Genomic DNA, 1,830 nt, shown 5'->3' on the forward strand with positions numbered 1-1,830 from the left:
CCCCAAGGCAGGCGGTGTCTAACAGTCCCGCCATGCCCGAAGGGAGAATGCTGACCAGCGTTTTATATTTAGCCATGACGGTAATCTGCCCCTGGCCAGATGCCGCCGCCACCGGGGCAAGGGCGTCAACAAATCGTTTATGCAACCATAAAATCAGATCATGGACAGAACCAATCATGTGGGCTTTATGCGGTTGGGTCAGTTTTTGCAGAATATCCTGCAGGCTTTGGCAGTCCTGCCGCCATTGCCTGAAATTGAGCGGTTGTTCGGGCAGCTCCCGGTCCGTTGCCAGGGGGGGGGACGATCTTTTCGCGCAGTTTGCGGACTGATGTCTGCAGGCGTAGACACTGCTCGCCAAGGGTTGATAGTTCACGCTTAAGCAGAGTCAGGGCTGTTTTGGGATCAGGGTAAATATCGGAGTCAATATCGAAGTCGGTATCAATGCCGGTATCAATGCCGGTGTCCTGTGCCAGTGCCAGAAAGTGCTGATAACCGCCGAAAAACAGCTCCAGATCGTGCATCAGGGCGATAATTTCACTGTCCAGCAGTGATAACAGTCTGGCTCTGTTGGCAGACATGCTGATTGATGTACTGCGCCCGGGAGCAAGGCAGCGGTTCAGTAAACGGTCCGGGTGAAAATAACCCAGAAGCTTATCGTTTTGGCTGTTCAGCCAGCTTAACGCCTGGTCGACGCCAGTGCAGTCGAGAGGCTCAGCGGGCCTGGTGGTGTGCGCCAACGCGCAGGAATCAATGCTGTCCTGATTCAACGTGTTACTGACGGCTTGCCAGTGGGCAGAGTGATCACCTTTGAGCAGGTAGGCTCCGGGCTCGCCGGCAAAACTGCCCACCAGCACCGTGACCTGTTGACCACTGGCAGCGTCCACTGCCGTGCTGAACTGTTCACCCGCCAACAGGCAGGGTTTGCCCGCCTGGCGCAGGGCAATGGCAACATGGCCATTGATGGTGCCCAGTCGAAAAACCAAACCGCCCAGTCGTTGCAGAATATCCGGGGCCAGCATCCAGTCGCCGGCATAATCGGCAAACAGAATAGCACCGGGCGACAGCGCCTCTGCCGGGCATGGTGTTGTGGCGCAGGCGCGAACAGCAACACCGCTGCAACAACCTTCGCTGACAATAGTCCCAATCACCAGGGAGGATTCCGGGGCATTGTCGGTGTAGTGATTGCTGCCCGGCAGGCAGGTCACGGGCCGAACCTGCAGCAAGATTGGCTGTTGTTGGCTATTTATGCTTCTTATGCCAAATTCAATATCCACCGGGCAGCAGAAGCGATTCTCCAGCTCCACGGTATACTCTTGCAAACATTGCAGGACGTCAGCACTAAGCAGGGCATCGTCAATCCCCATTGCTGTGTTCTGATCGCTGGAATCCCTGAGGAAATGATATTTTTTGTCAGCTGATACATCCTCAGTTGTGTCACGCCGGATTGTGCAGCGCAGAACCGGACTGGCAGACGTGCCCGATACAGCTTCGTCGGGTTGACTGCGCACATATTCCACCTCAATCCTGTCATCGCTCAGTGATAAGTGGCTGCTCAGCACACCACCGGCCTGGCACTGAATGTACTGCTGGATAATCAGAGCCATGGCACTGACCTTGCCCTGCGGACAGGCATCCGGGTGGTAGGCCGATGCCAGGACTTGCAGACACGTTGCCAGGATGTCGCCATCATGGTGGACAATGGACTGGTATCTGCCCGCCTGGGCATCACCGAAGCGATCTTCATCCACCCCGGAACTACGGACAATGCAGCGTTGGCAATGACTTTGTTGCTGGCAGGCAAGATAACGCTGGCGAATTTCCCGGGCGCTA

At 56.1% G+C, this 1,830-nt stretch carries 1 protein-coding gene; it reads right to left on the reverse strand.

The window, feature by feature from the left end; all coding sequences use genetic code 11:
• Positions 1–185 precede the first annotated feature (185 nt).
• A partial coding sequence (locus tag KDK14_RS19875; RefSeq protein ID WP_257266961.1) for a PEP/pyruvate-binding domain-containing protein occupies positions 186–1,830 on the reverse strand: 1,645 nt, incomplete at its 5' end.

It is taken from the genome of Endozoicomonas sp. ONNA2 (genome assembly GCF_024606365.1).
In the GTDB taxonomy this organism is placed as follows: domain Bacteria; phylum Pseudomonadota; class Gammaproteobacteria; order Pseudomonadales; family Endozoicomonadaceae; genus Endozoicomonas.